Below are 25,921 nucleotides of genomic sequence, written 5' to 3' on the forward strand. Positions count from 1 at the left end.
TCGTGTTCTCCGGGCGGAGTTGGATCTTGCGTAAGGTGCTGCTGCACGATCGGAATCCAGCGGGGCCCGTTCCACGTATCAGCTGGGCGGCCCGGGTCCGGGAGGCGGGCGCTCCACTGTCCATCAGGTCGTACCGGCTGCACTTCACCGCCCGTCTGCTCTCCTGGACCGGCTCGGCCGTGGCGCCCATCGGTCTGGCCTTCGCGGTCCTCCGGATCGGCGGCGGGCCTGGCGCGCTGGGCGCGGTCCTCGCGGCGAGCGTCGTACCGCAGATCCTGCTTCTGCTCGTCGGCGGGGTCGTCGCTGACAGGCTGTCCAGGTCCCGCGTCATGGTGTGGTCCAACGTCGTCTGTGCGGTCGCGGAGGTGGCGGCGGTGCTGCTGCTGGTCTCGGGCACAGCCAGGGTCTGGCACCTGGTGGCGATGTCGGCCGTCTGCGGGGCGGCGGGAGCCTTCTTCACCCCGGCGGCCGGGGGCATCGTCGTGGAGGTGGTCCCGGCCGAACTCCGGCACGCGGCCAACGCTCTACTGAAGATCGGCCAGAACATGGTGAAGGTGGCCGGACCGGCCCTGGGCGGCGTCCTGGTCGCCGTGGCCGGCCCCGGCTGGGCCCTTGGGTGGGACGCTCTGACGTTCGCCACCTCGGCACTCCTCTTCTCCCGGATCAGCCTCAAGGCCAAGGCGGTCAAGGTCCGTACCGGGTTCACCGCCGACCTGCGCGAGGGCTGGGACGACTTCCGCTCCCGCCGCTGGCTGTGGGTGATGGTCTGCCAGGCCGCCGTGATCGTTCCTGTGTGGCTGGTCGGTTACCAGCTCCTCGGCCCGGTGTACGGGCAGCAGGTTCTCGGCGGCGCTGCCCCGTGGGGACTGGTGGTGTCCGGCTTCACCGCCGGGCTGGTGGCCGGGGCGGCGCTCGCCCTGATGTGGAAGCCACGCCAGGTCGGAGTCGTCGTCTGTGCGGGCACCGGCTCGATGGCGGTGCCGCTGGCGGCAATGGCCACGGCCGTGCCGCTGCCCGTGCTCGTGGTCGCCACGGGGGTGGCGGGCACGGGGCTGGCGGTCAGTATGACCGTGTGGGCTTCGCTGGTGCAGGAGAGGATTCCGGCGGACCGGCTGGGCCGGACCCTGTCCTACTCGACACTCGGACAGATCCTGCCCGTGCCCTTCGGCTATCTCCTCGCCGGTCCCGCCTCCCACCTGTTCGGGCTCCGCACCACCCTGGCGACAGGCGCCCTGATCATCACGGCCGCCTCCGTCGTACCGCTGGCCATTGCTCAGGTCCGGGGGCTCTACCTCGCGCCGGGAGCGACCAAGGACACCGGCGGGCCTGTGCCCACGGCACGGGCGGAGAGGTAGAACGCCCTGGCCACCTCGATGGCGCCGGTGACGTCGCGGAACGCCCGGTCCCGGGCCGCCGCGTCGAGCATGGCCCGGCCGTATCCCTCGGGTAGCCCCCAGCACTGGGCGAGGTGAGAGGCGATGCGCCCGGCGCGCAGGTGAGCCGTGGTGTGGTGGGGGTCGGCCGCCTCGATCTCGGCGTTGCGGACCAAGGCGGCGACGACGGCTTCAGCGGCCGGGGGAACGGAACCGAGCAGGTCGCCCGCTTCGGCCATCGTGGCGGGCCACACCGTCCAAGCCCCGTCCAAGCGGGCGGAGCGGACGACGACCCGTACCAGTGCTTCCTCGGGCGGAAGCCGGCTCACCTCCTCCTCGGTGAGCCAGTGGGCCAGCTGGTCGCCCGACATGCTGCCCACCTCCACACCTGCGGCAGCGGCGCACCGCAGGGCGGACCGCTCCACCGCCGCGGATCCCACCGGGCGGCACCCGTCGTCGCACCTCTCATGGGCGATGGCGGCCAGGACCCGCGTCCTCCAACGGGCCGGGAACCCCGGGTCGTACAGCTGCTGATGGTGCAGGAGGGCGAGGAAGCTCACGGGCTGCCCGCACGCCACCGCACCCGGCCGGAAGGCCGCCTGCCAGTACCGGACGAAGCTGGTCTGCCACGCCTCGCCCGCCCACGCGCCGGCGCCGGGGGCCGGGGGCAGGCCGGCGGCAAGGAGGGCAAGAGCCCGCTCGGCGTCCTCCCTCTTGGCGTCGCAGGGATGCGTACGGCGCCAGGTGTCCGCCCGGCTGAACGCGGGCCCCAGCCCCTCCCCGGCCGCGATGCGGCCCAGCGCGGTCCACGACCGGGAGGTGTAGGGGAGGGAGCGGGCCAGATCGGCGAGCAGGTCCGCTTCGGCATCGTCCAGTTGCCCGTCGGCGGCGGCCCGGGTCAGGGCGGCCCGCAGGTTCACGAGGGCTTCGGACAGCGGGAGGCCGTCGTCGGTGTGGAGCACGGCGACTTCGTCGTCCGCGTCCAGGGCGCCGCTGCGGAAGTCCTCGAAGATCCGGCCGATGCCGACCATCCCGTACGGGGCGAGTTCGGCGGCACGCAGGGCTCCCATGCTGGCGGCGCCGACCACGGCGACGCCTTCGGCCAGCAGCGCCAGGATCTCCTTGTGCCGCACCGGGGCGCTCTGGTGCCAGAGGCCATCGATGATCAGCAGGGTGTCGCCGGGGCCGGTACGGAGCCGCATCAGGTCGCCGTGGCGGACCGGGGGGTGCGTCACGGCTCCGGGGAGCACTTCCCGGACCCGTGCTCCGGGCACGGTGGGCCCCGAGAAGACGTGAACGGTCATGCGGCCGCCTCCGGGGTCGGTCGGGGGATGACGTGCCGGGCGTCGTACCGCAGGGCCGGGGCCAGCACCTTGACGACGGCGAACTCGCGCCGCTGGTGGAGTCCGTGGGTGAGGTCCACCACGAGCGGGGAGTGACCGGTGACAGCCGCGACACGGGCGGCCAGGTGCTCGGCCTCGCCGTCGTCCGTGGCGAAGCCGGTGGTGTGCTGAGCGGCGACCTCCGCCCACCCGGCGCCGGGGTTCGCGGTGGGCCGGGGGCCATGGTGTACGGCGGGCCGGTACGCGGCGGGGTGGATGTCCTCCCGGCTGCCGGAGATCTGGGTGAGGCGGGACTGAGCCGCCTCCGTGATCGCCCGGGACAGCGCCACGTGGGGGTCCAGGTGGGCGCCGGAGCCGGAGACCAGCAGGGCCGGCTGGTCCTCGCGCCACAGGTAGCAGCTCATGACGGGCACCCCGAAACGGTTCGGCAGCTGCCACAGCTCCAGCCAGGCCCCGGCCGACCGCAACCGGCTGACCAGTGCCGCGCAGTGTTCGTCCTCAACGCTGTCGGGGTCGATGAGCCGGCCGTGGTCCCGCCCGTCGGCGAGAGCACTGATCGTGTCGCGCTCGATCAGCTCGGCCAGAGCGTGGGCGACGGCCTCGGCGCGGGTGTTGCCGGAGGCGAGACCGTTCGTGGAGGCGCTGGGCAGGTGCAACCGCCACTGGCTGTGGACTTCACGGCCCAGCCGCACGCACGCCGCCGGAACGAGCACGGGTTCGCCGTCCAGTGCCGACCGTGCGGTGATCCAGTCCAGAACCGTCCGGCCGGTGACCAGAGAGCCGGGGTGGCTCTCCAGGGCGGTCACGGGATAGGACAGCTCCAGGCCGTCGGCCGGGGCCCGCACTTCGGCGGTCGGGACGGCCCGCTCGCCGTGCCACGCCTCGATCGCTTCCATGGCCCCCGAGACCCGGGCCGCGGCCGGCGTCGCCCCCTTGCCCTGGGCGACGGACAGCGTGCGGGCCAGCGGCCGCACGGCCATGGTCACCGGGATACCGATGTCGTCCAGGCCGGTCACGTCGGCGACGCGGGTAATGCCGTACGCCATCAACAGCGGCCGGATCGACTCCCAGGTCTGATCGGGATGGCGGGTCCGGTGGGTGCCGTCGAAGTACGCCTTGCGCATGGGCTCTTCCCTTCGCAGATGACGAAGCCCGGCCGCCGGGCACCCGGGTCACCGGAGGGTGCCCGAACGGCCGGGCGGGTTCAGCTACCGCCCACGGCGCCGGTCAGGCGGACGGCAGCGGGTAGGTGTGGGTGTCGGGGAAGGCGGAGTCGGGCACGGCCGGGTCGCCGCCGGAGTTCTGCGGCATGTTGCCCTCGGCGTGCAGCTCGGCCACGAAGTCGGCCGGGTCCACGGCCTGCGTCGTGGCAGACGGGATCTGCTGGGACATGGTCGTTCCTCCTGGGTCTCGGGAAGGAAGCCGCTACACCGAGAGGTCGGTGAAGCAGATGGTGATCAGCACCTCGCGCGACGGAGAGTCGAGCGGGGTACGCCAGTGGGGGATTCGGCTTCCGTCGAATCCGGTGAGGACGCGGTGGCGGACCGGGAAGCTCTCGCCGCCGTCGGGGTAAGGGGCGTGGCCGAGGCGGTCGGCCACCTGCCGGGTGGTCAGCCACCGCAGGCGGGGCAGCCAGCCCATCGAGGCGAGGCCGGGGGTCAGGCCGCACGAGAAGGTGATCGAGCACTTCCCGTCGTCGCGGTGGACATGCATGTAGTCGCCGGGCTCGTAGAACTTCAGGCCGAAACGGATCGGGGTCATGCGGGCGCGGCCGGTCGCTTCGCCCGCAACCTCTGCCAGGCACTTGGACATGGCCAGCCGGCTGAGCGCGTCTCCGCCGGTGTGGACCCGGCACCGCTGGGGGGAGGTGATCGATCCGTCCCGCATCACGAGCGGCCCCGGCCGCTGGTTGTGGCGGACGACCGCGTGGGGCTCGCACCGGTCGGCCTCCTCCGCGATCTCCTCCCAGAGTCCGGGTTCGACCACGTCCTCGGGAACGACCGCCCGGCCTTCCGTCAGCCAGAGCTGACGCGGGGTCATGGCCATCACAGGTCCATGAACGACATGGTCACCAGCAGGCCCGTCGACTTCATCGGTCGGCGCCAGTGCGGCACGTGGTACCCGGCGAACGCCCGGACACTGCCGTCGCCGTACGGGTGGGTCAGGGTGGTGAAGCCCTCGCCTTCGGGGAAGATGCCGTGCTCGGTGACGACCTCTCCGAGACGGTCGGGGAACGCGCCCAGCAGGTCTGGGGCCCAGCCCATCGGCGGCAGGTTCTCGGTCAGCGCGAGCGCCACGGTCACGGTGGACTTCACCGAGTCCGTGTGCAGGCCCTGGAAGTCGCCTTCCCGGTAGAGGACCACGGCGCCCCCGCGCGGGACCAGCCGGGGAATGCCGGTGGTCCCGCGCAGAGCCATCAGCAGGGCTCTGTCGTAGGCCAGGGCCTCCAGCACCGGGCCGGGCGGGAGGAAGCCGCAGTGGACCGGGGAGGCGAACGAGCCGTCGCGGTGTGCGGCCGTGTGTTCGTGGGTGTGGGGCGTGACCAGGTCGAGCCTGCCGTGCGCCTCCTCGGCCAGTGCCTTGAAGCGGTCCGACTCAAGGACACCGGGAACAACAGCCGTTCCCGTCTCCTCCCACGCGGCGCGAGCCGGCAGCCGTTCCACGGGTGCTTCGGTGTCCATGATCCCCTCCAGGTGGTCTCTCTGTCCGGGTGGCGCCCGGTGTTCGTCCATTGAACTGCCGGGGAACACAAGGAATGAGGGGCCAGGAAGGGGTGCATTTTCCGGTGGGGGGCCGCTCCGGGGGGCCAGGATGAAGTCCTTGCCCGACGGCGACGGAGGGAAGTGTCATGGTGACCCCGGACGGCATCGGCGTCTTACTGCGAGCGATCCGCGAAGACGCCGGCCGTACTCGCGACGAGCAGGCCCAGGTCGTTCAACGGGCCCAGAACGGCAGATGGTTCGACTGGGAGAACATCAAGAGGTGGGAACTGGAGAAGCGGTTACCGGTCCCGGACCGGCACGAGACGATCGCCCGCGCGTACGGGCTGAGCGTCGCGGACGTGCAGCGGGCGGTCGCCGCATCGCGACAGCACCGACGTAGCCAGTACAGGGAGAAAGAGGACGTGAAACGACGCAGGTTCTTCGGGGTGGCGGCCGCCGCGGTAGGCGCGACCGCGTTGCCTGGAATCGCGCAGGCCCGCGAGGGCATCGACGGGGCCCTCGCTGGGTCCGGGGCCGGTGATCTGGCCTACCTGGAGTCGGCGTTCGAGCGCCACCGGGGCGGCTACCACGGCCGGGCACCTGACGACGTCCTGGGCGAGATGCAGGCGGATCTCGACCTCCTCGGCCAGGTCCTCAACCAGCCCCACCCGGCCGGCGCGCGAGCCGATCTCGCCCGCACCGCCGCCGGGATCGCCGGTCTGGTCGCCATCGTTCAGCACGACCGGGGCGACAAGGGGGACGCCTTCCGCTGGTTCGCAACGGCGGAGAAGGCGGCCCGGGAATCCGGTGACCGCAGGATGACCGCCTGGGTGCTGGCACGGCACGCGATGGTGCCGCTGAACTACGGCGCCCCCGAGGTGGCCGTGCGCATCGCCGCCCGAGCCCGCAGAGCAGCCGGCCGGACGCCCACCGCGGCCGGAGCGTTGGCGGCGGCCGTCACCGCCCGCTCGCTCGCCGCCATCGGCGACCACCGGGGCGCGAGGACGGCGGTCACCGACGTTCGGGACCTGGTCGAGCGCCTCGACGGGCAGGAAGCAGCCGACACCTGGTTCGGCTACCCAGGACAGAAGCACTTCGTGCACCTCTCCCAGGCGTACACCCTGCTCGGGGACACCGAGGCCGCCTACTCGGCCCAGGACGACGCCCTCGACCTCACCGATTCTCCCTCGGTGATGACCCGGGCCCTGATCGCGATGGACACCGCCGCCTGCCTGCGTCTCGACGGCGACCCCTCAGCCGCGGCCGGTATGGCGGCGGGGGTCTTCGACCGCCTCCCAGGCCCCTACCGTGACGGCCTGATCCGGTCCAGGGCCGAAGTCCTCCATCAGGCCCTCGCCGGCCGCCCCCGAGACCTCCTCGGCCAGGTTCTCGCCTGACAGGGCTCTGCGAGAACTGACCTGGGTGAGCGGCCTTGGCGCCGGCCGGCGACAACGGCTCTCACAACCGGTTTTCGTTTCTGCGGCGCGCGAGCCGGAACCATCGCTACCGCCAACCGCTGCCCACCTACCGCGGCCAGGGCTGTTCCCGCGCAAGATCGTCTGGGCCGAACTGCGTCTCGCGCGACCGGAACCCGTTCCGTCGCGTTCCGGCGGCTCCGGTGCTCTTTGTCCAAAGGACATGAGGGGAGAAAGAACCCCACCAAGCCCCACCCCACCCGCCCGTCGCTCACACTCACTCGGGCGGGTGAACATCCCTGATTCTGGTGGATTTCGGGTGCTGTGACTGGCTTACGCTCTGCGGGAGAAAGCCACATCACCCCAGACATATGTCGGCCCCCGGCCGGGAGTAACGATCCCGATCGAGGGCCTGACCACCAAGGAAGAAAGAAGCTTCCCGATGGATACTCACGACATTAGCGTGCCCCCGCACGCCCCGTCAGCCTTACCGGGCGGTCAGCGCCCCTCACGGGGTAACCGGCGTCCCCGTGTTCGGCGGTCGGCTTCGACGGCCCGGGCGGCCTCAGCCGCGTCGGCCGTTCATCCCGCCGGTGTCGAGCACGACAACTCCCGCCACACCGCCCGCTTCACCGTGATCGGCAACCACCTCGCCCAGCACCACGAGCTGTCGCTGGTCGCCCTGGGCCTCGGTCTGCACATCCAGTCGCTGCCCACCGGGGCCCGCGTCGACATCAAGACGCTCGCCTGCCGCTTCCCCGAGGGCGCCACCCGTATCGCCGCCGGGTTACGGGAACTTGAGGCGCACGGCTATCTGCGCCGGGTCCGCGAGCGCACCCCCGGCGGCCGGATCGTCACCCGTACGATCTCCTGCAACCAGCCCGCGTCGGCCCGGCATCGCGCCACCGCGACGGTTCGTACCACCGAGCCCGCCCGCAGCCCGCGCCCGCAGGCCGCCCCGGCGCCCTCGGCGGACGCCCCGCTCCCCGACGAGGGCCCCGCCGCCTCCGCCGCCTGCCCCGAGCCCACACGCCCCGCGCCCCGCAAGAAGCGGCCCCTGCCCGGCGTACCGCAGCCCGGCTACTCTTCCCCGGACCTCCTCCGCGCGGCCACCGACGTCCTCGCCGGCCTGCGCGCCCTCGACCCCCGCCTTCTCCTCTCCGCCTGCGACACCGCCCACCTGGCCCCCGGCGTCGCCGCCTGGCTGGAGCGCGATGCGGCGCCCGCCGCCGTACACCACGCCCTCACCGCCGACCTGCCGCCCGATGGACTGCGACGTCCGGCCGCGCTGCTGGCGTACCGCCTGACCGCCCAGCTACCACCCCCGCCCCCGTTCCGCGCACCGGCCGCCGCACCGCCCGTCCGGCATCCCCTCCAGAACTGCGACCGCTGCGATCGCGCCTTCCGCGCCCCGGAACCCGGCCGCTGCGGCGCCTGCCACACCGCCACGCCCACAGCGGCCCCTGCCCCGGCCCCCGACCACGAGCCGTCCCGGACACCATGAGCAGCCAGGCCGACCACACACACTCAGCCCGGTCCGTGGCTCGGTGCCGGCCTGGGCCCGGGATATCGGGATCGCCCGCCGTCCCGGCCTGTGCGCCCGGCACTACCGGGCGAGCGGCGACCTGGAGAACGAGGATCCGGCCGTCGCCCGGGAGGCGCTGCGGGAACTGACCACGCTGGACAAGGCGATGACGGCGGTACGCGCTTGAGCTGGGCCTGGAGTACGCCTTCGGGGCGGAGGATTCGGCCCGCGCGGCACCGCGCTCCTTCCTGGCCGGAGCAGAGAAGAAAGCGGCTGAACCGGTCGGAGCGGCCGGGGCACTACACGTGCACAGCCAAAGCCACGAAGGACTCGGTCCGAAGGGCGGGCCCGACCGGGCCGACCGTTCCCCGTCGGAGTGCCGTCACTCCGGCGGTCGAGGCGGGGTCCATCGTCCGGATCTCAGCTCCTTCAGCAGGTCCCGGCCCGACGCCGTGAAGGGGTGGTCCGGACCCAGGGCGCGCTCGCGTCCGGCGACCACCTCGGCCATCAGCACGACAGCGGCTTCCTGGTGCCCGAGTGCGGCTTGTGTCCGGGCGTGCAGTTGCCTTGCCGCGAGGACGGCGGGGTAACCGGGGCCCAGCACCCGTTGGTAGTCCTCGACAACCCGACGGATTTCGTCGTCAGCCAGCTGGTAGCGGCCGAGTACGAACTGGGCGCGGGCATGGTTGTGCCGCGCGCTCAGGGTGACGGCGTGCTCGGGGCCCAGGCGTTGGGTACAGGCGTCGGGCAGCGACAGGAACGTCTCGTCCGCCTCGGCCTCGGTCGCTGTCTCGCCTGCGGTGAGTATCGCCAACAGGCTGACCCGCGAGCGCAGAGTCGCGGGGTGCCAGGGGCCCAGCGCGGCCCGGCGGCCCGCTACGACGGACCGGAGGAGCGCGACGGCCTCTTCGCGTTTGCCGTTGTTGCCGAGTACGAGTTGCAGCCCTTGGCCCGTGTCCAAGGTGTCGGGGTCGTCGGCTCCGTACAGCCTGAGCTGTGTGGAGCGGACCCGGCGGAGCAACGGCTCCGCCTCCTCGTACCTCCCCAACCGGAAGAGCGAGCGTCCTGTCCTGGCGTGGGCGGCGAGTACCAGCCGGTGCTCCTCGCCGAGCGTCCGCGACGCGAGCGGGGCCGCCGCGCCGGCGGTCTCCCAGGCGGACAGGTAGTCCCCGGTGCGGTGGAGTGCCGTGGCCAGGCGCGTGGCGACGGCCAGCGCGTCCGACGTGCCGGACGGTTCGGTGGTCTTCCGCAGGAGAGCGAGGGCGTGCGGCGCGAGCAGTCGCAGCCGGGGATCGTACGGTCCGGCGGCCGGGATCGCCGGCACGGCCGCGTCCAGCAACCGAACGGCGGTCGTGTTGAGCTGGGGAAGGTCCGCCGGAGGTGTCGCGGCGGCGACCGTGTCGAGAAGTACCCCGTGGCTGTGTGCGCACCGCAGGTCGCCGAGGTCGACCAGTTGGGTCAGCGAGTGGTCGACCAGCACCCGCAGGGCGGCCTCCGTGCGCGGCAGCGGGAGGAGCGCGGCGATCTCCGGACGGTTCAGCACGGACAGGGGCAGCGGCTCGGGCGCCAGGCGGGCCAGCAGCCTCAACAGGGAAACCGGCTCCGGCAGTCCGCGCTCCTCGAACGAATCGAGTGTCAACTGCCATGTCCGGCGCACCAGATGCCGAGGATCCTCCTCGGCCAGGACATCCGCTCCCTGATCGAGGAGCTCCGCCGCTTTGTCCTCTTCGAGCCGCCGCCCGTAGAGGTCCATGGTCCACGGGTCGATGACCTGGTGGGCCAGGAAGCCGCCCGCGAGCGTCAGCGCCAGGGGCAGCCGCCCGAGCCGTTCCGCGACCTCCGTCGCCTGCTCCATCGTGCCGCTGTGGGGGGCGAGGTCGCACAGGACGCGGGCGGCGTCCTCACGTGGCAGCACGCCGATGTGCTGCAATTCCGCGCCCGGCCACCAACGGGCGGCGGCACGGCGGGTGGTGACGAGAACGGTGCCGCGCGGGCTGCCGCGCAACCAGCTGCCGTCGCGGAGGATCGCCGGGTCGTCGGCGTTGTCGAGCACCAGGAACCAGGGCTCGGGCGACCGGTCCAGGTGGTGCCACACGAGATCCGCCGCGGGGCGATGCCCCTGGTGGGCGGCGAGCAGTTCGCCGTCCCGTGCGCCTCGGTCCGCCGCAGCTGCCAGCATGCCGGCCCGGAGGGTGGCCCGGTCGGCGGCGTTGACCCACAGGCCCACCCGCCCGTACTCCCCCGTGGCGATGTCGAAGAACGCCTGGGCGACGGCGGTCTTGCCGCAGCCACCCATGCCGTGCAGGACGTACACCTCAGCCCCTCGGCCCGACGTGAGGCCTTCCCGTAAGCGCGCCAGCACCTCGCCGCGGTCGCGCAGGGCCACGGGCGTTTGGCCGACCGCCGGGCGGCGGACGGAATCGGGTCCGCCCATGTCGGCGGGACCGTAACTCCCGTAGTGATGGTGCTCGGTGATGTGCTGATCGCCTGTCGTCTGGTAGACGCGGCCGTGGTCCTGGGCGCGACCGTCCATCTCACCGCTCATGGTTCGGTGATGTGCTGATCTCGCCCGGCCTGGTAGACACGGCCGTGCCCGGAGGCGGTGGCACGTTGTGTGACAGACGCGTCCGCCGCCGACGCGGGCGGCGCGATCCCGTCCAGCAGCCGGCGCAGCTCCGCGGCGGCCTCGGGCCGTGCGACGAGCAGCCGTCGCAGACTGTCCTGCCACTCGGCGCGCACCTCGCTCAGCACCTCGTGGTCGCCGGTCACGGCGGCCGCACGTACCTCCGTGTACCCCGCGTCCAGTTCGGCGGCGACCGCTTCGGCGCGCTGCGGATGTACGCGTCGCCACAGCTCGACGAATCCCTGCCGGGCAGCCTGCCAGGCGTCCGTCGCCATCAAGGCGACCAGCGTGGCGCCGCCGCTCTGAGCCAGTGAACTGATCTCCGGATCCATGCCTCTCCCCCCCCGAATCCTCTCCCTCGAACCAGGAGGCTCAGCGGCAACTTTACGCAGAGATCCCCCACGCGTCGATACCGCGATACCGGGTCACGGAAACCGCTCGCGGGTTGCGCGCGGGTCGAGATGGCCTGTTTCTTTCGAATTCTGTGCGAAAATCGATCGCCATTCTCACTCACGCTGCTAGCGTAATTTATTCGGGCCCGAACAGAGGGAGGTAGCCGTGACAAGACCATGGGAAGCGGATCCAGAGACGACATTCCTGCGGCGGATCGGCACATCACCGCAGGAGCTGGGCGTCACTTCGGACACCCCCGACTGCCCCGACATATGGGAGCTGGGCAATGGCGATGTGGCCATCATCGGGCGGGACTTGTCGGGTTCTCTCGGTGCGAGACTGCCTGCCGGAGTCTCGATCGGCCCCGACGAGCGGCTCGTGGTGATCCCTCGGAGCATGCTCATCGCGGCGAAGCCGGACATCCCCCATGTTTGATTCATTTCCCCAGGGAATCTCGACGCGACTGGACCGCCCTCATTACCACGAGGAGTATTACCGCACACTCAGGAGTGGAATTGGGCACCTCAATAAGCTGGAGCGTGGCCAGAATTTCAAGGAACGTGGCTTCGCGAGTTGGGAGGCATTCGCGGCCGGGCGCTGGGACGAGGCGCTTTCACTCATTGAGGAGAAGCGCGACGCCTACATTCGGCAGGTCGAGGAAACAGACCGGCTCGGAGTGATGCAGCGCCGCCTCCGCGTGGTGGAATTCCCGGTGACGCCCTACGTGCAGTGGGAACTGCACGTGCTTCGCCTGCGGGTCGAGGTGGGGGACCAAATCCGGTTGCTCGACGCCAGGACCATCGCGGACATCGAGAAGCAGCGCGATGTCCCCGAGGTGGTGATCCTCGGCAGTGTGGCGATGTTCGAGGTGCGGTACGACAGCGACGGAAACGCGGCCGGGGCCGACCACTACACCGACCCGGAGCTGATCGCGGAGACCTCGGCGGGCTTCGACGAGCTCTACACGCGGGGAGAGACGTACGCCGACTTCTTCGACCGCGAGATCGCCCCGCTCCCGCCGCCGACCGTCACGGACTGAGCCACGGCCACGGCCACGGCCACGGTCCGTTCGGCCTCAACCCGGGACGGGCAGACCTCATAAGCGGGCGGCTTCAGCCGTTCTTCTCGTACGTCAGTGACTCGCCGCTCGTCGTCACCCGGCTCAGCCTGCCGTCCGCCTGGAGCGTGAGGCTGGTTTCCGGGCCGGGGGAGCAGGAGGAGGCGGGGGCGCCGGAGGTCACCTGGGACGGGCCGATGCGGAGGGGGGCGTCGGGGGAGGGGGCGGTGGCCAGGGGGGCCTGGAAGACGCACTTGTAGGTGCCGCCGCCCGCCAGCGGGCCCTCGGCCGTCAAGGTCATGACGGTGTCGCCGAGTTCGCCCTGCTTGATGACGAGCAGCCGGGTGCTGTAGCCGGAGGCGGTGTCCAGGCCGCCGCTCCAGGTGCCGAGATACTTCTTGGGGACAGTGCCGTCCGGCTCCTCGGTGGCGTCCGGTGACGGTGTGGGCGAGGGGGACGGGGAGGCGTCCGCGTCCTCGGCCGGGGGCTTCGGCGGCTGCGAGGTGGTCGCCCGGCCGCCCTTGTCGTCCCCGGCGGCGCTCGTCGCGCCCTTGCCGCCCATGAAGGCGTAGACCGAGGCGCCCGCGCAGACCGCGACGATGACCGCGACCACGATCAGCGCCGCCGTGCCCCGGGCGCTGCGGCGCGGTTGTTCGGGGGTGGGATCGTACGGGGGCGTCAGGCCGAAGGTCGGGGGCGGCGGGGGCGTCGGGTGTACGGGGGCGCTGCTGTAGCCGTGAGGCAGCGGGGTCGGCCCGCCCGGCCCGCCCGGCCCGCCCGGACCGCCGTATCCCGGTTGCGGGTAGCCGTAAGGGGCCGGGCCAGGAGTCGGGCCAGGAGTCGGGCCGGGGGCCGGGGGCCGCGCCTGCGCCATGGGTGCGGTCGGTGCGGTCGGTGCGGTCGGTGTGGCAGGGGGCGTGGCAGCGGGTGTGACGGGTTTGACTGCTTTGACGCGTGGCAGGGCCAGGGTCGGGTTCACCGGATCCTGCTGGCTCTCCGTGCTCTCCGGGCCCTTCGGCGTCACGGGCGTCGTCGGCGTCACTGAAGGCTCCGAAGGCTCCGGCGCGCTCACCGCGCTCACCTCCGTCGGCGTTTCCTCCGACGCTCCCTTCGACGCCTCCGCCGCCGCCCGCTCCGTCCTCATCTCCTTCGGTATCCGTATCTGCCCTGTCGCCGGATCCTCGTGCTCCAGCAGCTGCACCGCGTGCTGCCCCAGCTGCGCCAGCAGCCCGCCCGGCAGCCACGGCTCCCCGCCGGGGCCCGCCCCCGCGTCCGCCGCCTCGCCCACCTTGGCCAGGATGTCGTACGTCGTCGGCCGCGCGGCCGGGTCCTTCTTCAGGCAGGCGCGGATGAGCGGGACCAGGGCGTCGGGGAGCGCGGACAGGTCCGGCTCCTCCTGCGCGATGCGGAACATCAGCGCGTGCGCGCCCGTCTCCGCGCCCCCGAACGGCAGCCGGCCCGTCGCCGCGTACGCCAGGACCGAGCCGAGGCAGAACACGTCGCACGCCGCCGTCACCCGGTCCCCGCGCACCTGCTCGGGGGCCATGAAGCCGGGCGAGCCGATCAGCGCGCCGGTCCTGGTCAGGCCCTCGTCGGCGACCGTCTCCAGCGCGCGGGCGATGCCGAAGTCGATCACGCGCGGGCCGTCGATGGTCACCAGCACGTTGGACGGCTTGAGGTCGCGGTGGATCAGCCCGGCCTTGTGGATGTCCTGGAGCGCGTGCGCGAGACCCGAGGCGAGGATACGAACGGAACGTTCCGGCAGCGGACCGTGATCGCCCGCCACGACCGTGGCCAGGCTCGGCCCCGCCACGTACCCCGTCGCCAGCCACGGCACCTCGGCCTCCGTGTCGGCGTCGAGCACGGGCGCCGTCCACGCGCCGCCGACCCGCCGCGCCGCCGCGACCTCCTGCCGGAACCGGCCCCGGAACTGGTCCTGTTCGGCCAGCTCACGGTGTACGAGCTTGACCGCGACCGTACGGCCCCGGTCCGAGCGCGCCAGATAGACCTGGCCCATCCCGCCCGCGCCCAGCCGTGCCAGCAGCCGGTAGGCACCGATGCGTCGTGGATCTCCTGCTGCCAGCTTTTCCATGGCCGCGCGGCCCCTCCCGTACCAGACCAGCACTGTGTCGCCCCGGATCATCTCGCATGCCGGGTCCGACTCGTCGAGTATCTCGAACGGAGCGTCGGCGAACAGACGGTCGATCGGTCGATCAACCGGCCGCGACCGTACCGGTCCGCTCGGCAGAATGCCCACCTGAGCCGCTCACGCCATACAAGGTGGCCATATCGCCCCGCCTCCGCTCCTCTCTACCCTGACCACCATGAACCCTGACGCCACCCCGCACGCCGACCCCCGGGCCGGTGCCGCCGTGAAGGCCGCCGACCGCGCGCACGTGTTCCACTCCTGGTCCGCGCAGGAGCTGATCGACCCGCTCGCCGTCGCCGGCGCCGAGGGCGCGTACTTCTGGGACTACGACGGCAACCGCTATCTCGACTTCACCAGCGGTCTCGTCTTCACCAACATCGGCTACCAGCACCCCACCGTCGTCGCCGCGATCCAGGAGCAGGCCGCGAAGCTCACCACCTTCGCGCCCGCCTTCGCCATCGACGTGCGCTCCGAGGCGGCCCGGCTGATCGCCGAGCGCACCCCCGGCGACCTCGACAAGATCTTCTTCACCAACGGCGGCGCCGAGGCCGTCGAGAACGCCGTCCGGATGGCCCGGCTGCACACCGGCCGCCCCAAGGTGCTCTCCGCGTACCGCTCGTACCACGGGGGCACCCACACCGCGATCAACCTGACCGGTGACCCGCGCCGCTGGCCGTCCGACAGCGGGACGGCCGGCGTCGTCCACTTCAACGCGCCGTTTCTCTACCGCTCCCCCTTCTACGCCGCCGACGAGGCCGAGGAGTGCGCCCGCGCGCTCGAACACCTCGAAGCGACCATCGGCTTCGAGGGTCCGGCCACCGTCGCCGCGATCATCCTGGAGACCATCCCCGGCACGGCGGGCATCATGACGCCGCCGCCCGGCTACCTCGCGGGCGTGCGCGAGATCTGCGACCGGTACGGGATCGTGTTCGTCCTGGACGAGGTGATGGCGGGCTTCGGCCGGACGGGCAAGTGGTTCGCCGCCGAGCACTTCGACGTCGTGCCCGACCTGCTGACCTTCGCCAAGGGCGTCAACTCCGGCTACGTCCCGCTCGGCGGCGTCGCCATCTCCGCCGCCATCGCGGACACCTTCGCCACCCGCCCCTACCCCGGCGGGCTGACCTACTCCGGCCACCCGCTGGCGTGCGCCGCCGCCGTCGCCACCATCGGGGTGATGGAGGACGAGAAGGTCGTCGAGCACGCCGCGCACCTCGGCGCGACCGTCCTCGGCCCCGGGCTGCGCGAGCTGGCGGCCCGGCACCCCTCGGTGGGCGAGGTGCGCGGTACGGGGGCGTTCTGGGCGCTCGACCTGGTACGGAACGCGGAGACGCGCGAGCCGCTCGTCCCGTACAACGCCTCGGGCGAGGCGAACGCGCCGATGGCAGCCTTCGCCGCCGCGTGCAAGAAGGGCGGCCTGTGGCCCTTCGTGAACATGAACCGTACGCACGTGGTCCCGGCCTGCAACATCACCGAGGCCGAGGCGAAGGAGGGGCTGGCGATCCTGGACGCCGCGCTGACGGTCGCGGACGAGCACACGGTGTAACGCGCGGCGGCGTTCGCTCGCGCAGCGGCGGAGCGGCGGAGCGGCGGAGCGGCGGAGAGACGGAGAGACGGAGAGACGGAACCCGGGGAAACCGACCCCTTCCGTCTCTTCGCTCACACCCGTCCCTCCCCTGTCCCTCCCGTTCCCCTTCTGCCGGTCGGTCTAAGGTGTCCCAGAGCCGGATGAGGGGACGGAACGACCATGCGCGCGAGCGGACCTGTGACCCGCAATACGTTGCGGCAGCAGATCGCCGACGCGCTGCGTGACGAAGTGCTCGCTGGGCGTTTACTCCCCGGCCAGGAATTCACCGTCAAGCAGATCGCCGAGCAGTACGGAGTCTCCGCCACCCCCGTCAGGGAAGCGCTGGTCGATCTCTCCGCGCAGGATCTGCTCGACTCCGACCAGCACCGGGGCTTTCGCGTCCACCAGTTCTCGGTGGACGACTTCCGGGGCATGGTCGAGGCCCGCGCGCTGATCGTGGACGCCGTCTTCCGCGATCTGGCGGGCGAGCGGCTGGCCGCCAGGGCGCACGGCGCGGTGCTGGTCTCCGTACGGCGCAGGGCCGAGGAGGCCGCGCGCGCGGCCAGGAGCGGGGACCTGAACATCCTGATCGGCTACGACCTGCGCTTCTGGCGCGAGTTGGGCTCTCTGGTCGCCAACCGCTACGTCGCGGAGTTCCTGCACCGGCTGCGCGTCCAGGCGTGGGTGTTCTCCGTACCGTTCCTGCGTGCGGACGCCGAGGGCGGGAAGTGGCTGTGGAGCGGGCACGAGCGGCTGGTGGACGCGCTGACCCTGGGCGACGCGGCGGCGGTACGGACCGTGATCGCCGAGTACGACGATCATTCGCTCTCGTGGGCGGACAGGCTGGAGCGTTCACGGCGGTGACGGAGCACGCGAGGGGCGCGGGACCGGCGGACGCGGATACCGAAGGCGGTACGGGGGCCAAGGGAGCCAGGGGGAGCGATACGGGTACGGGTACGGGTACGGGCGTGGGTACGGATGCGGGTGCGGGTGCCCCCGGCATCGACCTCACCGGCATCGACCTCACCGGCATCGACCTCACCGTCGTCGTCCCCGCCTACAACGAGGAGCACCGGCTCCGCCCCACCCTCGACGCCGTCGTCGCCCACCTCCGCGCCGCCCCGGACCGCTGGGGCCGCTGGGAGCTGATCGTCGTGGACGACGGCTCGACCGACCGCACGGCGGCCATCGCGGCGGAGGCCGCCGCCGACGAGCCGCGCGTCCGGGTGCTGGCGGGCGACGGCAACCACGGCAAGGGGCACGCCCTGCGCCAGGGCGTGCTGGCGTCCCGCGGGCGGCGCGTGCTGCTGACCGACGCGGACCTCGCGACCCCGATCGCCGAACTCGACCGCCTCGACGCGCAGCTCACGGCGGACGGCGGCGACGGTGCGGCGATCGGCTCGCGCGCGCACCCCGACGCGCGGATAGAGGTACGGCAGCTCGCCGTGCGCGAGTGGCTCGGACGCCTCGGCAACCGGCTGATACAGCGGGTCGCCGTTGACGGCATCAGCGACACCCAGTGCGGCTTCAAGCTCTTCGAGGGCGACCGGGCGCGCGCGGCCTTCGCGGATTCACGGCTGGACGGCTGGGGCATCGACGTCGAGATACTGCGCTTCTTCCGGCGGTCGGGCCGGCCGGTCACGGAGGTGCCGGTGCGCTGGTCGCACCAGCCGGGGTCGAAGGTACGGCCGCTGGACTACGGCAGGGTGCTGCTGGAGCTGATACGGCTGAGGCTGCGACTGCCCGCCGGGGGCCGCCCCCGGGGCGTGGTGCGCCGCACCGCCGACCGCGTCACCGCCCGCCCCCACCTCCGTACCGATCTGGCCGTCGTCGGCCTCTTCCTCCTCGCCTCCCTCTTCCTCTACAAGGGCCTGTGGGCGGACCTCGACCACGCGTATCTCGCCGACGCCGGTTCGGACCAGAACCAGTGGGAGTGGTTCTTCGCGGTCACCGCCGACAACGTCGCGCATCTGCGGAACCCGCTGTTCACGACGTTCCAGAACTTCCCCGACGGTGTGAACCTCATGGCCAACACCGTCATGCTCGGGCTCTCCGTCCCGCTCGCGCCCGTCACGCTCGCCCTCGGCCCCGTCGTCACCTGGGCGCTGGTCCTCACCCTCGGGCTGACGGCCACGGCCTGCTCCTGGTACTGGCTGTTCGCGCGCCGTCTCACCCGCGACCGCCCGGCCGCCGCCGTCGGCGCGGCCCTCGCCGCCTTCGCGCCGCCGATGATCTCGCACGCGAACGCGCACCCCAACTTCCTCGTGCTGTTCATGATTCCGGTGATCATCGACCGGACCCTGCGGCTCTGCGACGCCGGGAAGCCGGCCGGAAAGCCGACCGGAAAGGCGGGCGGGGAGAGAGGCGGGACGAACGTCGTACGGGACGGGGTCCTGCTCGGCCTCTTCGCCACGTATCAGATCTTCCTCGGCGAGGAGCCGCTGCTGATCGCGGTGATGGGGACGCTGCTCTTCGTCTGCGCGTACGGCGTCGTACGGCGCGACGTGGCGCGGGCGGCGCTGCGGCCCCTGCTGCGCGGGGTCGGGTGGGGGCTGCTGGTCTGTCTGCCGCTGGTCGCTTTCCCGCTCGGCTGGCAGTTCTTCGGCCCGCAGAGCTACCACAGCGTGCTGCACGGCGACAACGCCGGCAACAGCCCGCTCGCCTTCCTGGAGTTCTCCGGGCGCGCGCTGTTCGGCGACGAGACGACGGCCGACGGCCTCGCGATGAACCGTACCGAGCAGAACGCCTTCTACGGCTGGCCGTTGATCTCCCTGACCCTGGGCATCGTGGTCTGGCTGTGGCGGCTGGCGGTGGTCAGGGCGCTGGCCTGCACGGCGCTGGCGGCGGCGCTGCTGTCGCTGGGGCCGAAGGTCCGTATCCCCTTCACGGACGTCGTGCTGCCGGGACCGTGGCGCGCCCTCGCGCACCAGCCGCTGTTCGAGTCGGTCATCGAGTCCCGGGTGGCGATGATCTGCGCCCCGGCGCTGGGCGCGCTGCTGGCGCTGGCGGTGGACCGGCTGGTGGACGCGCGGGCGGCGGCGGGGGAGCGGGGCCCGGAAGGAGGCCGTGGCTTCGGGGATCTCGGGGGCCTCGGCGCGCCCGGGGATCTCGCCGGGCTCGGCGCCGCGCAGCGGTACGTACACCGGATCGTCGGCCTGGCGGCGGTGGCCGCCGCCCTGCTCCCGATCGTCCCGACGTCGCTGCCGGTACGGGACCGGCCGGACGTCCCGGCCTTCATCTCCCAGGGCCTGTACCGGTCGTACGTCGCGAAGGGCGAGTCCGTCGTCCCCGTACCCCTGCCCGACCCGGGCGACGCGGAGGCCCTGCACTGGCAGTCGGCGAGCGGCTTCGGGTTCTCCGTGCCCCGGGGGTACTTCAACGGCCCGTGGGGCGAGGACCGGACGGGGATCTACGGCGCTCCGGCCCGCTACACCTCCAATCTGCTCCGTGATGTGCGTTACAGCGGCCAGGTCCCGGCGATCGGCGCCCAGTGGCGCGCGCAGGCGCGCTACGACCTGGACTTCTGGAAGGCGGGCGTGGTGGTGCTGGCGCCGGGGCCCAATGAAGCGGCGCTGTACGAGACGCTGGAGAAGCTGTTCGAGCGGCCGGGGAAGCGGGTCGGCGGGGTCTGGATCTGGGACGTGGGAGACGAGGGGGACGCGAGTGCCGACCGGTAGCGGCCGGTATCGGGGGACGACGGACGACCGGGCCCCTTCGCCGAACGTGTCCGCCGCATTACGCTGTCCCGACCATCGCGCGCACGCGTACGAACCCGTTGGAGAGCGAGCCTCCCTTGGCCTGTGACCTGTGGTTGGTCCCCCTCGTCGATGTGCTGTGCCACAGCCCCGACAATCCCTTCGCGGAAGAGATCGCCGTCTACGACAAGGCGCTCGGCGACGCCGGGCTGCCGTCCGTTCCCGTCTTCGCCTATATGCCCGGCCTGTCGGGGGACGTCGCCCCGGTCGCCGGCTTCGACTACGACGCGCTGCACTTCCTGCGGCGCGCGTATCTGCTCCAGCTCTGCGGTCTCGCGGTCACGCCCGTCGGCGAACTGGGCGGTGACTACGAGCAGTTGCTGGAGATGTTCGAGTCGACGGCCCAGGAGTCGCACCTGGTCTGGCACTACGACCACGCGGGCGCCTATGTCCCCGTGGACTTCGACGCGCCCCTCTCGAACGAGGAACTCCTCGCGGGCGGCGGCCCCTTGGGCTCCACCCAGGGACTGCTGCGCGAACTGGCCATCGTCGCCCCGGCGATCGGGATCGACCCGGCCAACCCGCCGGCCGCCCCGGCCCCGCCGCAGGGGCCCACGTCCCTGGAGGAACCGGCGATCTCGGTCCCGTACGACGACAGCCCGTTCGCCCGCGAGCGGCACGTCTGGCTTGGTCTGCACGCGGCGGCGACCCGGAGCCTGGCCCAGGGCTCGATGATCATCTTCAGCTGAGGCGCCCCGGGACGGTACGGGGCTACGGGGTACGGGGTACGGGAGCGAGAGATATCGCCCCCGTACCCCGGTCCCTCCCCTACCGCGTCTCCGGCGGCCTCTGCCGTGGCATGTTCGGCCGGGCGCCCGGCGGGAGCGGGAAGCGGCCCGTGGGCTGTACGTGGCCCTCGTTCCGCGTCCCGACCAGCGGCAGCGACTGCATCATCAGCGGCGCGGGGCCCGAGCGGAACTCGACCATCCAGTCGGCCGTCTCCACCCGCACCAGCTCCGTGACGTCCTCCGTGAAGCGCCTGAGCACCGCCAGGCACCGTTCGGCGGCCTCGCTCGCCGTGCCCTCCGTCGGGCCGAGCACCTCCCGCACGCACTCCGAGGCCCAGTCGAACTGGAGCGTCTGCAAGCGCCGCTGCACCGCCTGCGCCGTCGCCACCGCCCGCATCCAGCCGGACGACAGCCCGCAGTACCGGTCGCACGCCACGCACGCCGCGCCCAGGATCAGCGACAGGTACCCCCAGCCGGCGGCCCCGGACAGCGCGCCCGTCACGTCCAGCAGCGGCAGCGCCGCCCCCGCCGTCACGGCGACGGCCGTGGTGGCCCGCAAAGCGCGCGCGAACCGTCGCTTGCGTAACCGGTCGGTCAGGTACCAGTCGACGGTGCGCAGCGCCCCCGTCTCGACCCAGCGGTACAGCTCGTCGAGCCGCTCCGCCGGTTCGCCCCAGTCGCCGAGCGGGAAGGGGCCTCCGGTCAGGTCGCCGTACACGGTGGTGCCCTCGGCCTCACCGGTGGCGTCCCCCGCGCCTTCCGCGCCCTCCGTGCCCGCGCCCCCGGCGCTCTCGCCGGGCCCCTCCCCGTACCTGGCACCGGACGAGGGGCCCTCCTCCCGGGCAGGGCCTCCGGGCTGCATCTCCGGCTGGCTCACCTGGGCACTCCTCTACGGTCTGGTGTAACGCTGCGTGAACGGTGTGTGTCGGACGGGTGGCGCGTGCGGGACAGGTGCTTTCGCGGTACTCGCGCCGTACTGCCGCTGTGCTCCCGCTGTATTTCCGCATGCACTTCCTACCGCCAAATGGTGGGCTGTGTGATCGAAATCTCGGCATTTCACCCCAGCTGAGGGCCGTGATCAGGTAGAGGCGCCGAGAGGTCTCACTCGAAAGAGTTCGTCCCAGCGGGGTAGGGCGCGCCGGGACGGGACCACGTAGGCTCGGCTTACAGGTAAATCGTCGTCTGAACGCTCAGGAGCGACCGTGATTCCCGGTGGTGGCCAGCCCAATATGCAGGATCTGCTCCAGCAGGCCCAGAAGATGCAGCAGGACCTGGCGCGAGCCCAGGAAGAGCTTGCGGCGACCGAGGTCGAGGGCCAGGCGGGCGGTGGTCTCGTCAAGGCCACGGTCAACGGCTCGGGCGAGCTGCGCGGCCTGGTGATCGACCCGAAGGCGGTGGACCCCGACGACACGGAGACCCTCGCGGACCTGGTCGTCGCCGCCGTCCACGCGGCCAATGACAACGCGCAGCAGCTTCAGCAGGAGAAGCTCGGCCCGCTGGCGCAGGGACTGGGCGGCATGCCGGGTCTGCCCTTCTAAGGAAGGCGCGCACCAACTAGCGTACGTAAGTAGCCGACTTCACGGCAGCATCAGGAAGGCAATCCGTTGTACGAAGGCGTGGTCCAGGACCTCATCGACGAACTGGGCAGGCTGCCCGGCGTCGGTCCCAAGAGCGCGCAGCGGATCGCCTTCCACATCCTCCAGGCCGAGCCGACCGACGTCCGCCGCCTCGCGCACTCTCTCCTTGAGGTCAAGGACAAGGTCCGCTTCTGCGCCGTGTGCGGCAATGTCGCGCAGGAGGAGCGCTGCGGGATCTGCCGCGACGCGCGCCGCGACGTGACGGTGATCTGCGTGGTGGAGGAGCCGAAGGACGTCGTCGCCATCGAGCGGACCCGCGAGTTCCGGGGGAAGTACCACGTGCTCGGCGGCGCGATCAGCCCCATCGAGGGCGTCGGCCCCGACGATCTGCGGATCCGCGAGCTGCTGGCCCGTCTCGCCGACGGCACGGTCACCGAACTCATCCTGGCGACCGACCCCAACCTGGAGGGCGAGGCCACGGCCACCTACCTCGCCCGCATGATCAAGCCGATGGGGCTGCGGGTCACCCGACTCGCCAGCGGTCTGCCCGTCGGCGGCGACCTGGAATATGCCGATGAGGTCACGCTCGGGCGGGCCTTCGAGGGGAGACGACTTCTCGATGTCTGACGCAACGCTGCACGCCGTCAACCAGGATCCGGACGACTTCGCGGTCCAGATCGCCGACCAGATCGAGAGCTTCATCGTCGCCGTCACGGAAGTGGCGAAGGGCGACGAGCCGGACAGCGCCGTACCGTTCCTGCTGCTGGAGTTCTCCCAGCTCATGCTGGCCGGCGGCCGGCTGGGCGCGCACGAGGACATCCTTCCCGACGAACGGTACGAGCCCGATCTCGGCCCCGAGCCGGACGTGGACGACCTGCGCGAGCGCTTCGCCGTGATCCTGGAGCCGATCGACGTCTACTCCGAGGTCTTCGACCCGTACGAGCCGCGCAAGGCCCCCGTCCCCTCCCGTATCTCCGACGACATCGCGGGCGTCGTCACGGACCTGCGCCACGGCATGGCCCACTACCGGGCGGGCCGTACGACCGAGGCACTGTGGTGGTGGCAGTTCTCCTACTTCTCCAACTGGGGCTCCACCGCCTCCGCGACCCTCCGCGCCCTCCAGTCCCTGGTCGCCCATGTCCGCCTGGACCAGCCCCTGCCGGCGCTCGACGGTTTGGACACGGACCAGGAGCTGACGGAGGACGCCGAGGCGGTGCTCGCGGAGGAAGCGGGCAGGGTCATGGCGGAGGAGATCGCGGGCCCGCTGGGGCTGCGGACGGTGCGGTAGGGCCCGCACATCGGGTGAGATCTACGGGCGGCGTCCCCAGGCGGAGACCATCGGCGCGGTGCCGACGTCGAGGCGTCCGGTGGCGACGTTCGCGAGGTGCCGGTCGATCTCCTCGTCGGTGGCGAGCCCTTCCGCCACCAGAAGCCCGCGAGTCTGCCGTACGGTCGCGGCCTCCAGGACGGCACACGCCGGCGAGGTGATCGGGAAGTACGCGTCGGCCCGTACGTCGTCGAGACCGGCCTCCCGCAGCAGCCGGGGCAGCGTCCGCCCGTACGAGAGATCGGCGCCGCGCGCCGTCATCAGGGCGCGGAAGTCGGACCGCAGCCGGTTGGCGAGCCGCTGCTCGGGGCCCGACTCGTCCGGACACGGCAGCGGCTGAAGTCCCGGATCGGCGTCCTCCAGGAGCAGCCACCCGCCGGGCCGCAGTGCCTGGACCATCCGGCGCAGCGCCTCGGTCCGGTCGGGGATGTGGATGAGGACCAGCCGGGCGTGGACGAGGTCGAAGCTGCCGGGCGGCGGCGGGTCGGCCGCCACGTCGTGGCGCAGCACCTCGATCACGCCACCGGCGACGTCCCGGGTCCAGGACACGTCGATGTCGGTGGCGACCACCGCCCCCGAGGGCCCGACCCGCTCGGCCAGCCCGAGGGGTACGGACGGACCACCGGCGCCGACCTCCCAACACCGCATCCCGGTCGCGATCCCGAGCTGGTCGACGTGCCGGAACGTCACCGGATCGAACAGCTCGCTGAGGGCGTCGAAGCGGATTCCCGCCTCCGACTGCCGGTTGTCCAGCAGATAGCCGTGGTCCGTGCGGTCGTCAGCCATGCGGCCATTCTCGCAGGGCGATTCTCGTGGAGGGGGCGGTAGTCGGGTTCCGGTCGCCGCGCGTGGCACGACCACCGGGGCCTGCCGCCGGCCGACCTCTGATCCACCTGCCCGAGGGGTCGTGAATCCCCGAGCGGTACGGGCGAAGTACAGGGCTGACGCCGGTCATTTCCCGATCCGGCCTGTCGCCATCGAGGCCCAGGGCCGCCGGGACGACGACAAGGCCACGAGCTGGGCGTACTACGTCGCGTACTTACAGGCGAAGTACAAGCTTCCGGTGCTCCTGCTCGTGGTCTGCCGAGACCGGTCGACCGCGACATGGGCGGCAGGGCCGTTCGAGTGCGGGGCCAGGGGCTGGACGGCGCTCAGCACGCATCCGCTGGTGCTGGGGCCGGACAACGTTCCTGTGATCACGGATGCCTCGGTAGCGGCGCGGGATCTCGGAATGGCCGCCTTCTCGGCCATGACGCATAGCGGCAGCCGGGATGCCCCGGCGATACTGGAAGCACTGGCTCGGGCCCTGCGGGCGACGGATGTGAAATCTGCCGAGTACTACGGCGACCTGTTGGACATCGGTCTCGCGGACAGCGAGGACCGTGAAAAATGGAGGGACATGATGACGTTCGTCACGCACTTCCCGGGCAGGGGAACGCTCCGCGAGGAGGCATACCTGGAAGGCAAGGCCGAGGCGAAGGCTGAAGCGAAGGTAGAGGCGAGGGCTGAGATGGTCCTGCGTCTGCTCGACCTGCGGGCGCTCCCTGTGTCCGACGACATTCGCGCACGCGTCACCGACTGCACCGACCTCGCCACCCTCGACATGTGGTTCGAGCGGGCGCTCAATGTGGCCGAGGCCGAGGCGCTGTTCACCCACGCGGCCCCGGGCGCCGACACGTAGTACGGGAGCCCGGACGCGGGCCGTGGCTCCGGCTCTTGCCGAGGCACGGCCCGTTTCGTCACTCGGCCCCGTAGCTCCCCGGGCTCCCGGACTCCTGTGCGTACGGGGGCGCGTACGGGGGCGAGGGGTACGGGTACGAGGGGTACGGGCGGGGACGCGCGTCGTCCAGCGCGACGTACACGCTGACGCCTATCGCCGCGACGACGAGCGCGGCGGCAGCGGTCAGGCAGACGGCGGCGCCGCGCGGGGAGTCCGGGTTCACCGCTTGTGGTCCACCTCGAACCACACGAACTTCCCGAACGGTCTCTCCCCCGTACCCCACCGCGACGCGAGCGCCTCCACCAGCAACAGCCCCCGCCCGCCCTGGTCGTCGTCGGCGGGATGCCGTAGGCGCGGACGCCGGCGGTTCGCGTCGTGGCACTCGACGCGCACGTGCGCGTCCGCGAGCTGCACCCGCAGCAGAAACGCCCCGCCCACGGGCACGCCGTGCCGCAGGGCGTTGGTCGCCAACTCCGAGACGCAGAGAAGGATGTCGTCCAACTCGCAACGGTCGAGGCGGGCGTCGCGCAGAACGCCCCGGGTGAAGGAACGGGCGGACGGCACGGAGGCGGCGGTGCGGGCGAAGCGCATGACGATGGTGGTGGACATGGCGGTGGTCACCACTCAACCCGGTGGGGTCGGATTCCTGTGTTCATGGTCACAGCGTGCT

Annotated in this window: 26 protein-coding genes; 14 read left to right on the plus strand and 12 right to left on the minus strand. The window is 71.9% G+C overall.

Translation table 11 applies throughout. From position 1 onward, the window contains the following. Positions 1 to 35 precede the first annotated feature (35 nt). The gene (locus tag OG627_RS19015; RefSeq protein WP_329072791.1) at positions 36 to 1,355 is read left to right on the plus strand and encodes an MFS transporter; all 1,320 of its coding nucleotides are present in this window, start codon (positions 36 to 38) and stop codon (positions 1,353 to 1,355) included. On the opposite strand, the gene OG627_RS19020 is transcribed toward OG627_RS19015, so the two are convergent. The 5 genes from OG627_RS19020 to OG627_RS19040 form a co-directional block, all read right to left on the minus strand. Then, positions 1,289 to 2,677 carry a TfuA-like protein gene (locus OG627_RS19020; RefSeq protein WP_329066662.1) on the minus strand — a complete coding sequence of 463 codons (1,389 nt, stop codon included), beginning with the start codon at positions 2,675 to 2,677 and terminating at the stop codon, positions 1,289 to 1,291. The two genes, OG627_RS19015 and OG627_RS19020, sit on opposite strands and share 67 nt — an antisense overlap. After that, entirely contained in the window at positions 2,674 to 3,840 is a 1,167-nt protein-coding gene (locus OG627_RS19025) for a YcaO-like family protein (protein ID WP_329066663.1), read from the minus strand. Before OG627_RS19025 ends, OG627_RS19020 begins: the two co-directional genes overlap by 4 nt. A 103-nt stretch (positions 3,841 to 3,943) precedes the next feature. Further along, positions 3,944 to 4,108, minus strand: a complete 165-nt coding sequence (locus tag OG627_RS19030) for a hypothetical protein (RefSeq protein WP_266361575.1) — start codon at positions 4,106 to 4,108, stop codon at positions 3,944 to 3,946. Between the two features lie 33 nt (positions 4,109 to 4,141). Next, positions 4,142 to 4,762, minus strand: a complete 621-nt coding sequence (locus OG627_RS19035) for a hypothetical protein (RefSeq protein WP_329066668.1) — start codon at positions 4,760 to 4,762, stop codon at positions 4,142 to 4,144. Further along, complete coding sequence (locus OG627_RS19040) at positions 4,762 to 5,397, minus strand: hypothetical protein (RefSeq protein ID WP_329066670.1); 636 nt, start codon at positions 5,395 to 5,397, stop codon at positions 4,762 to 4,764. The genes OG627_RS19035 and OG627_RS19040 overlap by 1 nt, the downstream gene beginning before the upstream one ends. A gap of 167 nt (positions 5,398 to 5,564) precedes the next feature. Here OG627_RS19040 and OG627_RS19045 point away from each other — a divergent pair, with 167 nt between their 5' ends. From OG627_RS19045 to OG627_RS19055, 3 genes are all read left to right on the plus strand, one after another. Beyond that, positions 5,565 to 6,815: a transcriptional regulator gene (locus OG627_RS19045; protein WP_329066672.1), complete on the plus strand. Its 1,251-nt coding sequence runs from the start codon at positions 5,565 to 5,567 to the stop codon at positions 6,813 to 6,815. A 460-nt stretch (positions 6,816 to 7,275) separates the two neighbouring features. Further along, positions 7,276 to 8,337 (plus strand): helix-turn-helix domain-containing protein, encoded by a 1,062-nt coding sequence (locus OG627_RS19050; RefSeq protein ID WP_329066674.1) that lies wholly within the window; start codon positions 7,276 to 7,278, stop codon positions 8,335 to 8,337. Between the two features lie 43 nt (positions 8,338 to 8,380). Continuing rightward, positions 8,381 to 8,545, plus strand: a complete 165-nt coding sequence (locus OG627_RS19055) for a hypothetical protein (RefSeq protein ID WP_329066676.1) — start codon at positions 8,381 to 8,383, stop codon at positions 8,543 to 8,545. A gap of 195 nt (positions 8,546 to 8,740) precedes the next feature. Here the strand turns inward: OG627_RS19055 and OG627_RS19060 are convergent, their stop codons facing one another. Both OG627_RS19060 and OG627_RS19065 read right to left on the minus strand, forming a co-directional pair. Beyond that, on the minus strand, positions 8,741 to 10,903 hold the full coding sequence (locus OG627_RS19060; protein ID WP_329066678.1) for a tetratricopeptide repeat protein: 2,163 nt from the start codon (positions 10,901 to 10,903) through the stop codon (positions 8,741 to 8,743). Beyond that, positions 10,900 to 11,313, minus strand: a complete 414-nt coding sequence (locus tag OG627_RS19065) for a hypothetical protein (protein ID WP_329066680.1) — start codon at positions 11,311 to 11,313, stop codon at positions 10,900 to 10,902. Before OG627_RS19065 ends, OG627_RS19060 begins: the two co-directional genes overlap by 4 nt. A 226-nt stretch (positions 11,314 to 11,539) precedes the next feature. On the opposite strand from OG627_RS19065, the gene OG627_RS19070 reads away from it, so the two are divergent. Together OG627_RS19070 and OG627_RS19075 are read left to right on the plus strand one after the other, a co-directional pair. After that, complete coding sequence (locus tag OG627_RS19070) at positions 11,540 to 11,809, plus strand: hypothetical protein (protein WP_329066682.1); 270 nt, start codon at positions 11,540 to 11,542, stop codon at positions 11,807 to 11,809. After that, a complete protein-coding gene (locus OG627_RS19075; protein ID WP_329066684.1) occupies positions 11,802 to 12,413 on the plus strand; it encodes a DUF6879 family protein in 612 nt (203 codons plus the stop codon). The genes OG627_RS19070 and OG627_RS19075 overlap by 8 nt, the downstream gene beginning before the upstream one ends. Before the next feature lie 73 nt (positions 12,414 to 12,486). Here OG627_RS19075 and OG627_RS19080 read toward each other — a convergent pair whose 3' ends face one another. Next, on the minus strand, positions 12,487 to 14,523 hold the full coding sequence (locus OG627_RS19080; protein ID WP_329066686.1) for a serine/threonine-protein kinase: 2,037 nt from the start codon (positions 14,521 to 14,523) through the stop codon (positions 12,487 to 12,489). Between the two features lie 232 nt (positions 14,524 to 14,755). Here OG627_RS19080 and OG627_RS19085 point away from each other — a divergent pair, with 232 nt between their 5' ends. The 4 genes from OG627_RS19085 to OG627_RS19100 all read left to right on the plus strand — a co-directional run bounded on the left by OG627_RS19085 (position 14,756) and on the right by OG627_RS19100 (position 20,588). Further along, positions 14,756 to 16,123 carry an aspartate aminotransferase family protein gene (locus tag OG627_RS19085; RefSeq protein WP_329066689.1) on the plus strand — a complete coding sequence of 456 codons (1,368 nt, stop codon included), beginning with the start codon at positions 14,756 to 14,758 and terminating at the stop codon, positions 16,121 to 16,123. Between the two features lie 201 nt (positions 16,124 to 16,324). Next, entirely contained in the window at positions 16,325 to 17,008 is a 684-nt protein-coding gene (locus OG627_RS19090; protein ID WP_329066691.1) for a GntR family transcriptional regulator, read from the plus strand. Positions 17,009 to 17,145: 137 nt separating this feature from the next. Then, positions 17,146 to 19,821, plus strand: coding sequence for a dolichyl-phosphate beta-glucosyltransferase (locus OG627_RS19095; RefSeq protein ID WP_329072793.1), 2,676 nt, complete (start codon positions 17,146 to 17,148; stop codon positions 19,819 to 19,821). Positions 19,822 to 19,937: 116 nt separating this feature from the next. Continuing rightward, entirely contained in the window at positions 19,938 to 20,588 is a 651-nt protein-coding gene (locus OG627_RS19100; RefSeq protein WP_329066693.1) for a hypothetical protein, read from the plus strand. A gap of 79 nt (positions 20,589 to 20,667) precedes the next feature. Here OG627_RS19100 and OG627_RS19105 read toward each other — a convergent pair whose 3' ends face one another. Continuing rightward, entirely contained in the window at positions 20,668 to 21,504 is an 837-nt protein-coding gene (locus tag OG627_RS19105; RefSeq protein ID WP_329066695.1) for an SLATT domain-containing protein, read from the minus strand. A 325-nt stretch (positions 21,505 to 21,829) separates the two neighbouring features. Between OG627_RS19105 and OG627_RS19110 the strand changes: the two genes are divergently transcribed. The 3 genes from OG627_RS19110 to OG627_RS19120 all read left to right on the plus strand — a co-directional run bounded on the left by OG627_RS19110 (position 21,830) and on the right by OG627_RS19120 (position 23,492). Further along, positions 21,830 to 22,165, plus strand: a complete 336-nt coding sequence (locus OG627_RS19110; protein ID WP_329066697.1) for a YbaB/EbfC family nucleoid-associated protein — start codon at positions 21,830 to 21,832, stop codon at positions 22,163 to 22,165. Between the two features lie 66 nt (positions 22,166 to 22,231). Further along, positions 22,232 to 22,831 carry a recombination mediator RecR gene (gene recR / locus OG627_RS19115; protein WP_329066699.1) on the plus strand — a complete coding sequence of 200 codons (600 nt, stop codon included), beginning with the start codon at positions 22,232 to 22,234 and terminating at the stop codon, positions 22,829 to 22,831. After that, positions 22,824 to 23,492 carry a DUF5063 domain-containing protein gene (locus OG627_RS19120; RefSeq protein WP_329066701.1) on the plus strand — a complete coding sequence of 223 codons (669 nt, stop codon included), beginning with the start codon at positions 22,824 to 22,826 and terminating at the stop codon, positions 23,490 to 23,492. Before recR ends, OG627_RS19120 begins: the two co-directional genes overlap by 8 nt. Positions 23,493 to 23,513: 21 nt before the next feature. On the opposite strand, the gene OG627_RS19125 is transcribed toward OG627_RS19120, so the two are convergent. Then, the gene (locus OG627_RS19125) at positions 23,514 to 24,317 is read right to left on the minus strand and encodes a class I SAM-dependent methyltransferase (RefSeq protein ID WP_329066703.1); all 804 of its coding nucleotides are present in this window, start codon (positions 24,315 to 24,317) and stop codon (positions 23,514 to 23,516) included. Positions 24,318 to 24,438: 121 nt separating this feature from the next. Here OG627_RS19125 and OG627_RS19130 point away from each other — a divergent pair, with 121 nt between their 5' ends. Beyond that, positions 24,439 to 25,212: a hypothetical protein gene (locus OG627_RS19130; RefSeq protein ID WP_329066705.1), complete on the plus strand. Its 774-nt coding sequence runs from the start codon at positions 24,439 to 24,441 to the stop codon at positions 25,210 to 25,212. A 58-nt stretch (positions 25,213 to 25,270) separates the two neighbouring features. Here OG627_RS19130 and OG627_RS19135 read toward each other — a convergent pair whose 3' ends face one another. Together OG627_RS19135 and OG627_RS19140 are read right to left on the minus strand one after the other, a co-directional pair. Further along, complete coding sequence (locus tag OG627_RS19135; protein WP_329066707.1) at positions 25,271 to 25,474, minus strand: hypothetical protein; 204 nt, start codon at positions 25,472 to 25,474, stop codon at positions 25,271 to 25,273. After that, on the minus strand, positions 25,471 to 25,860 hold the full coding sequence (locus tag OG627_RS19140; RefSeq protein ID WP_329066709.1) for an ATP-binding protein: 390 nt from the start codon (positions 25,858 to 25,860) through the stop codon (positions 25,471 to 25,473). The genes OG627_RS19135 and OG627_RS19140 overlap by 4 nt, the downstream gene beginning before the upstream one ends. Positions 25,861 to 25,921: the final 61 nt, after the last annotated feature.

This window comes from Streptomyces sp. NBC_01429 (assembly GCF_036231945.1).
In the GTDB taxonomy this organism is placed as follows: domain Bacteria; phylum Actinomycetota; class Actinomycetes; order Streptomycetales; family Streptomycetaceae; genus Streptomyces.

Excerpts from the sequence above, each read along its gene's own strand:
- OG627_RS19085 (WP_329066689.1), top strand. The coding sequence starts at position 14,756 with ATGAACCCTGACGCCACCCCGCACGCCGACCCCCGGGCCGGTGCCGCC.
- OG627_RS19080 (WP_329066686.1), bottom strand. The coding sequence starts at position 14,523 with ATGGAAAAGCTGGCAGCAGGAGATCCACGACGCATCGGTGCCTACCGG.
- OG627_RS19140 (WP_329066709.1), bottom strand. The coding sequence starts at position 25,860 with ATGTCCACCACCATCGTCATGCGCTTCGCCCGCACCGCCGCCTCCGTG.
- OG627_RS19040 (WP_329066670.1), bottom strand. The coding sequence starts at position 5,397 with ATGGACACCGAAGCACCCGTGGAACGGCTGCCGGCTCGCGCCGCGTGG.
- OG627_RS19060 (WP_329066678.1), bottom strand. The coding sequence starts at position 10,903 with ATGAGCGGTGAGATGGACGGTCGCGCCCAGGACCACGGCCGCGTCTAC.
- OG627_RS19125 (WP_329066703.1), bottom strand. The coding sequence starts at position 24,317 with ATGGCTGACGACCGCACGGACCACGGCTATCTGCTGGACAACCGGCAG.
- OG627_RS19030 (WP_266361575.1), bottom strand. The coding sequence starts at position 4,108 with ATGTCCCAGCAGATCCCGTCTGCCACGACGCAGGCCGTGGACCCGGCC.
- OG627_RS19075 (WP_329066684.1), top strand. The coding sequence starts at position 11,802 with ATGTTTGATTCATTTCCCCAGGGAATCTCGACGCGACTGGACCGCCCT.
- OG627_RS19045 (WP_329066672.1), top strand. The coding sequence starts at position 5,565 with ATGGTGACCCCGGACGGCATCGGCGTCTTACTGCGAGCGATCCGCGAA.
- OG627_RS19065 (WP_329066680.1), bottom strand. The coding sequence starts at position 11,313 with ATGGATCCGGAGATCAGTTCACTGGCTCAGAGCGGCGGCGCCACGCTG.
- OG627_RS19020 (WP_329066662.1), bottom strand. The coding sequence starts at position 2,677 with ATGACCGTTCACGTCTTCTCGGGGCCCACCGTGCCCGGAGCACGGGTC.
- OG627_RS19050 (WP_329066674.1), top strand. The coding sequence starts at position 7,276 with ATGGATACTCACGACATTAGCGTGCCCCCGCACGCCCCGTCAGCCTTA.
- OG627_RS19035 (WP_329066668.1), bottom strand. The coding sequence starts at position 4,762 with ATGGCCATGACCCCGCGTCAGCTCTGGCTGACGGAAGGCCGGGCGGTC.
- OG627_RS19025 (WP_329066663.1), bottom strand. The coding sequence starts at position 3,840 with ATGCGCAAGGCGTACTTCGACGGCACCCACCGGACCCGCCATCCCGAT.
- OG627_RS19120 (WP_329066701.1), top strand. The coding sequence starts at position 22,824 with ATGTCTGACGCAACGCTGCACGCCGTCAACCAGGATCCGGACGACTTC.
- OG627_RS19090 (WP_329066691.1), top strand. The coding sequence starts at position 16,325 with ATGCGCGCGAGCGGACCTGTGACCCGCAATACGTTGCGGCAGCAGATC.